The sequence below is a fragment of the Martelella mediterranea genome (assembly GCF_021021415.1).
GTDB classification, from domain to species: Bacteria; Pseudomonadota; Alphaproteobacteria; order Rhizobiales; family Rhizobiaceae; genus Martelella; species Martelella mediterranea_C.
On record NZ_JAINWJ010000064.1, the window covers coordinates 23806 to 30578 of the forward strand.

General features: G+C 61.0%; 5 protein-coding genes and 1 pseudogene. 5 read left to right on the forward strand and 1 reads right to left on the reverse strand.

Translation table 11 applies throughout. The features are described 5' to 3' along the window. Positions 1–75 precede the first annotated feature (75 nt). The 5 genes from K7H91_RS24000 (at position 76) to K7H91_RS24020 (ending at position 5694) form a co-directional block, all read left to right on the forward strand. Positions 76–873 (forward strand): IclR family transcriptional regulator, encoded by a 798-nt coding sequence (locus tag K7H91_RS24000; RefSeq protein WP_230722708.1) that lies wholly within the window; start codon positions 76–78, stop codon positions 871–873. Positions 874–976: 103 nt separating this feature from the next. Next, the gene (locus K7H91_RS24005) at positions 977–2017 is read left to right on the forward strand and encodes a TRAP transporter substrate-binding protein (protein WP_230722709.1); all 1041 of its coding nucleotides are present in this window, start codon (positions 977–979) and stop codon (positions 2015–2017) included. A 91-nt stretch (positions 2018–2108) separates the two neighbouring features. Further along, positions 2109–2627: a TRAP transporter small permease gene (locus K7H91_RS24010; protein ID WP_230722710.1), complete on the forward strand. Its 519-nt coding sequence runs from the start codon at positions 2109–2111 to the stop codon at positions 2625–2627. A gap of 21 nt (positions 2628–2648) precedes the next feature. Further along, positions 2649–3935: a TRAP transporter large permease gene (locus K7H91_RS24015; RefSeq protein ID WP_230722711.1), complete on the forward strand. Its 1287-nt coding sequence runs from the start codon at positions 2649–2651 to the stop codon at positions 3933–3935. Between the two features lie 22 nt (positions 3936–3957). Continuing rightward, on the forward strand, positions 3958–5694 hold the full coding sequence (locus K7H91_RS24020) for a dihydroxyacetone kinase family protein (protein WP_230722712.1): 1737 nt from the start codon (positions 3958–3960) through the stop codon (positions 5692–5694). Positions 5695–6167: 473 nt separating this feature from the next. Here K7H91_RS24020 and K7H91_RS24025 read toward each other — a convergent pair. Continuing rightward, positions 6168–6734: pseudogene (locus tag K7H91_RS24025) on the reverse strand (IS630 family transposase); the annotation flags it as partial. Positions 6735–6773 lie beyond the last annotated feature (39 nt).

Sequence of the window (6773 nt, forward strand, 5' to 3'; positions counted from 1 at the left end):
CCCGGCTTCGCGGTCGCTATTGTGCTCTGTCACACGATTGTCTATTCCGGATAGCGGGAAACGTTGGAGGCAGATATGTCGGAACCCAAAGCGCCAGGCGAGGACAACCTTAAGTCGCTTCACAAGATTGCAGCGATCCTCGACTGCTTCTCAACCACGCACCGAGCCATGTCTCTTGCTGATATCTGCAGGCAGACGGGCTACCCGCGCAGCACGACGCACCGTCTTCTGGCCTCGATGCGCGAGGTCGGTCTACTGGATCAGGATCGTGAGCGTGAGCGCTATCGGCTGGGAATCAAGCTCTTCGCTTATGGCAACGTCGCGCTCGCCAATATGGACCTGCATCGGGAGGCGCGTCCTTATGCCGAGGCGCTGGGGCGCGTGACGGGCCTTTCGGTGCATCTGGCGGTTTTCGGGGGCGAGCGGGCCGTGGTCATTCACCGCGCCGAGCCGGCTCCGGGAGGGTTGACGCCCCTTAATCTGCTTGAAAATGCCCCGGTTCATTGCACCAGCATCGGCAAGGCCATTCTAGCCCATCAATCTGACGCGATCCTTGATCGGGTCATCGGGGCCGGCCTGCAGCGGTTTACCGATTCGACAATCACGACCGGCGAGCAACTACGAGAGGAGTTGCGGAAAGTGCGCGAGCGTGGCTATGCCGTCGACAATGGCGAACACCAGCCTGGATTGCGCTGCATTGGCGCGCCGATCCGCGACCAGTTCGGAAGGGTGTTCGCCAGCATCAGCGCCACGGGCTCAATAATGCAGTCTCCGGCGGAGTGTGAGTCCTCGATCGCCGCAATGGTCATGCATCACGCGGCGCAGATTTCCACTCACCTCGGCTATTCGGGTTCGTCAAATTCGTCGTCTTGACATGTCCGTCTAATTGGATGATGTTCCGGTATCCGGGATTTTATTCCTGGACTTCGGTCACGCAGGAGGCGTGCCGGAAGTTGATTGGGAGGACATGACAACCATGAAGACGACTCTTGCCGGCCTTGCGGCCCTGTTGATGATGGGCGCGAGCGCCCTGGCCCAGGAATATACCGTTCGACTGCCGAATGTTGATCCGCCGCTTTCGAACGTCGGCGAACTGACCTATCCGAACCACAGCTATGCGATGATGCGCACTTTCAAGGATGCGCTGGAAAGCCTTTCGGGCGGCCGCATCGCCGTGGAGCTCTATCCGAGCGGCACGCTGGGCGACCTGCGCGAAAATCTCGAGGCCGTGCAGGCTGGCGTGCTGGAAGCGGCGACGCCGAACGAGGCGACGGTTTCAGGCTTCTTCCCCAAGATTCAGCTCACGACCATTCCCTACGTCTTCCCGAATGCCGTTGTGGCCTGGGATGTGCTGGATGGGGAATGGGGTGATGCCCTGTTCGACGAAATGGCAGCGACCACGGGTCTGCGCGCCGTGGCTATCGGGGAAAATGCGGGTTTCCGCATCTGGGCCAACAATGTCCGTCCGATCGCCACGCCGGCTGATATGGAGGGCCTCAAGATCCGCACCATGGAAATCACGGCGCATCAGGAAATGGTGTCGAGCCTGGGCGCCTTGCCCACGGCCATTCCGTGGCTCGAAGTCTACGGCGCGTTGCAGACCGGCGTTGTCGACGGGGCGGAGCTTCCGGTCATCGGCACACTGCAGCAGAATCTCCAAGAAGTGCTGAAATATGCGACCATAGACCAGCACGTCTACAGCATCGTCTTCATCGTTGTGAATGAGCAGTGGTTCCAGGACCTGCCGCCGGAGCTGCGTGACGCCGTGGTGGTTGCCGGTCGCCAGGCCACCGTTGCCGGCCGTGGCGTGTCGCAGACGCTAGTCGGCGACGTGATCGAGGAGTTCCGCGATCGCGGTGTGGAGATCACGACGGCGAGCCCGGAGCAGATAGCGGTCTTGCGCGACACCGCCCAGCCCAAGGTACTCGAATGGATGGTCGGTCAGTTCGGACAGGACCAGATCGACAGCTTCATGGCGGCCGTCCAGTCTGCCGAAGCCAACCTGTCGGCCGAATAGCCCAGACTGAACCATGCGGGCGGGCGCGCACATGCACCTGCCCGCCCGATGCGTGAGGAACACGCCGATTACCCTTGAGGAGGGGCAAGGTATGACGTCTGCCTTTTTGAAGTTCGCGGACCTGTCGCTGGCTTTCGCCAAGCTGCTGACCATCCTCATCATGGTTGGCATGCTGATATCCGTGCTGCTTGGGGTGTTCTTCCGTTTTGTCATCCCGTTGCCAATGGCGTGGCCGCCGGAAGCCGCACGCTTCCTGATGGTCGCGGTCACGATGATTGGCGCCAGCGTTGCGCTGCGTCAGTTGGACCATGTGGGCATCACGCTGCTCGTCGATATACTGCCCATTCGGGTGAGGGGTTCCCTCTATCTCTTGGGCAATGTCATGATCGCCGTGTTTCTGCTCATTTTCATCTGGTTTAGCTGGCGCCTGACCGCCGATATGGGGCCGCGACAGACATCGTCGTCGCTCGGTCTGAACATGACTTTCGCCTATGCATCCATGCCGATCGGCGGTCTGATGATGCTTATCCAGTTGATTGCGGTTTCGATCGAAGGCTGGCGGCGGATGAAGAAAAACGAATCCCCCTTCAATCAGCCTCTGGCCCTTTGAGATAACCAGGAAGATATTGCAATGGCGTTTGCGGCTATAGCCTTTGTGTCCCTTCTGTTGATTGGCATCCCGATCGCATTCGTGGTCGGGCTGGTTTCCATGGGGCTGATGTTCGACGCCGGAGGGGCCCGGTTCATGCTCCTCGTTCCCCAGCGCGTCTTTGCCGGGCTGAACGTCTTTACCATCATGGCGATCCCGTTCTTCTTTCTGGCGGCGGAACTGATGACGGCTTCGCGCGCCATCGAGGATATCGTCAAGTTTGCCGATGCCCTCGTGGGCCGGCTGCGAGGCGGTCTCGCGCATGTCAACATCATGGCAAGCGCGCTGTTCTCGACAATGTCGGGTTCGGCCCTGGCCGACATTGCCACCCTCGGTTCCATCGAGATCAGGGCGATGGAAACGATGGGCTATGACAGGCGGTTCGCGACTGCGCTGACGGTCGCCTCCTCGATCGTGGGAGCGATCATCCCGCCCAGCATCATCCTGATGCTCTATGCCTCGGTCGCCCAGGTTTCCGTCGCAGCCATCTTCCTGGCCTCGATCGTTCCGGGCGCCTTGCTCATCGGCCTGCTGATGATGCTCGTGGTGCTGCTGGCGCGAAAGTATGACTTTCCGCGCCGGGAGAGACGCTATAGTGCAAAGGAATTCATGACGATCTCAGTGGATGCGGCCCTTCCCCTGGCGATGCCGGTTATCATTCTGGGTGGTATCCTGAGTGGGGTGTTTACAGCGACCGAGGCCGCCGCCGTCGCTGTTGCATACATCCTCGTCATTGGACTGTTCGTCAAGCGGACGCTGAAGCCCTCGGACATCCCGGGCTGTATGCTCAGGGCTGGCGTGATGACCTCGGTGATTTTCATGGTGCTTGCAACCGCCAATGTCTTCGGCTGGTTCATCGGCCTGGAACGCATCCCGGAAAACATCGCGAAATCGCTGATCGGCGTTGCCTCCGATCCGGTCGTGCTCCTTCTGCTGATCGTAGGTGTGCTGCTGCTCGTCGGCATGTTCATGGACTCGGGCGCCGCTCTTATCGTGATGGCGCCAATCCTGGCTCCGGTCGCCGTCAGCGGCGGTATTCATCCCATCCATTTCGGCATCGTCATGGCCCTTACCCTCGTGGTCGGCCTGACGACCCCGCCGGTCGGCCCCTGCCTTTTCGCCGCGGCAAGCGTCAGCAAGCTCAGGATCGAAACCATAAGTTTCGCCATGCTGCCGTTTTATGCGATCCAGGTCGTTTTCCTGCTCATGCTGGTTCTCGTGCCGGAAATCTCGCTTGCCTTGCCGCGGATGGCTGGCTTCATCAATTGACATTCTACACAGGCAAAAGCCCATGAAAAAACTTATCAACGATCCGCGTCATCTGGTTCGCGAAGTGCTCGAAGGAATTGTGGACACCACGCCCGGTCTTGCGCTCCTCGACACTGAAAACGTTATTGTCCGCCAGGATGATCGCCCCGTCGATGAACGACCGGTCGCCGTGCTTTCGGGTGGCGGCGGAGGTCATGAACCCGGACATGCCGGCTATGTCGGCATGGGCATGCTGACCGGCGCGATCGCCGGCGATGTCTTCACGTCTCCGAGCGTCGATGCCGTTTTCGCTGGCATCAAGGCCGTAGCCGGGCCCCGCGGCGCCGTCCTTATCGTGAAGAACTATACCGGCGACCGTCTCAATTTCGGCTTGGCCGCCGAAATGGCTACGGCGCAGGGCATACCCACCGAAATCGTCGTGGTCGCCGACGACGTGGCGCTAAGGGATACCGTTGCTCCCGAGCGCCGCCGCGGCATCGCCGGCACGGTTTTCGTGCACAAGGTGGCGGGAAGCGCTGCCGAACGCGGCCTGCCGGTCGAAGAGGTCGCGGCGTTGGCGCGCAAGGCGGCTGAGGCCGTCGGCACCATGGGCGTGGCGCTTGGCGCCTGCACAGTGCCCTCCATCGGCAAGCCCGGCTTTACCCTCGGCGAAAATGAGATTGAGATCGGCCTCGGCATTCATGGTGAGAAGGGCGTCGAGCGGGTTTCCATGCAATCTGCCGATACCCTTGTTGATCGCATGGTTGACGCCATTGTCGCCGACAGGGCGCTTGTCCGCGATCAGCGGGTTGCCATTCTCGTCAACGGCCTTGGCTCGACGCCGCCGATCGAGCTGATCGTCGTCGCGCGGCGAGCTCTGGCGCGCGCCCGCGAAGCGGGGCTGCACGTCGAGCGCCTCTATTGTGGCGTCTATCTGTCCGCCCTCGACATGCCGGGCTGCTCAATCAGCATTCTGCCGCTGACGGATGCGTTGCTTGCCGCGCTCGATGCGCCCACCGAAGTGCGCGCCTGGAGCAGTGACGGAAGGATTGCGCCCGAACGTCGCATCCTTGCCGCCCCTGCGACAAGCACCGCGACGGCGGCGCATGCGCAGGGTGCTCAGGCCGAACAGATACGCGCCTGCGCACTGGCGGTCGCGAGCGAACTGATCGCCGCCGAAACCCTGCTCGCCGATCTCGACAGCCAGGCTGGCGATGGCGATCTCGGCGCCAGCATGGTGCGCGGCGCCGAAGCAATCCGCGCCCTGTCCGGGGCCGCCTTCAATACGCCGGAATCCGCCTGCGCGGCGATCGGGGATGCGCTTCGGCGCGCCATTGCCGGCAGTTCGGGCCCATTTTATGCGGTCGGGCTTGTTCGCGCCGCCAGCGCCCTGCAGGGTAAGGCCGAGGCCTCCGCCCGAGACTGGTCCGCAGCCTTCTCCGCCGCGGTCGATGCTGTCGAGCAACTCGGCGGCGCTCGGGTCGGAAACCGGACAATGATCGATGCCCTGCGTCCGGCTGCCCATGTCTTGGCGCAGGGCCTTGCTGACGGCGCCGAGTCTGTTGCCGCATTCGAAGCCGCTGTCGCGGCTGCACAATCCGGCGCCGATGCAACCGCCGAGATGCAGCCCTCGCTTGGTCGTTCGGCCTATCTCGGCGATCGTGCCAAAGGGGTGAAGGATGGCGGCGCTGTCGCGGTCTCACTCTGGCTCAGGGCCATTGCAGACGAGATTGCCTCGCCTACGGAACGAAAAGGTGGCCCGGGAAATTTGCCTGGTTGAGATAGTCTGTGAAAGCGGCGGCGCAAAAGGCGGCCTTGGAAGCGGCGAAATAGCCCGGCGGGTATACCGCCGATCTACCCGGCAACGCCTGCTTCTTTCAGACGAAAGGCGATGCTCCAAAGCAGCAAAAGTTGATCGCGGGCATCCAGCCGCAACTGGAGGCATGCTTTGCTGGCGCATTGGAGCAGTCTTTGGAGGGGTACGTGACCAGTGTATGTGGAGACCAGCACTTGGGTGACGGTCGCCTCATTTGACATACCGCCTCACGATTGAGGCGATCGGTTTTCGCTTCGGCAAGCATTTGCCTTGATGTTTCATCTTATAGTGGAATTCCAGATTCGCATTTCTCTCGTATAAGGCAAAACGGTCCTAACCGTCAGCGTCGGAGTGAATGACGTGTCGTCTGTTCGTATCCCTTCAAGACCTGAAGCAACCATCGGAATGGACCATGTGCTTGGACAACAGCGGACGCCCTAGTCACCCGAATCTGAAGTTCGTCTCATTGTTTTTTGGCAAAACCGTTTGACGGCTGCAAAGATCTGGTCTGCGGATTTGACCCATTTGTATGGGGTTGGGTTTTCGTTGTGGCTTTCGATGAATGCGTTGATGTCGGCTTCCAGTTCTGCGGTTGAACGGTGAACGCCACGCTGTAATTGCTTTCGCGTCAGCTCGGCGAACCAGCGCTCGACCTGATTGATCCAGGACGCTGACGTCGGTGTGAAGTGAACATGCCAGTGCGGGCGGCGCGCAAGCCAGGCCTTGACCTTCGGCGTCTTGTGGGTTGCATAGTTGTCCATCACCAGATGCACGTCCGGCCCATCGGGCATTTGCGCATCGATCCGTTTCAGAAAGTCAAGAAACTCGCTGGCCCGATGCCGCTTATAGCACCGACCGATGACCGCGCCGGTGGCAATGTCGAGCGCGGCAAACAGAGACGTCGTGCCGTTGCGGACATAAGTGTGCGTCCGCCGTTCGACAACGCCCGGCGCCATTGGCAGAACCGGCTGCTCGCGGTCCAATGCCTGGATTTGCGATTTCTGTAAGCGTCGTCTGCGCCGCATCGGTAATCAGCTTGACAG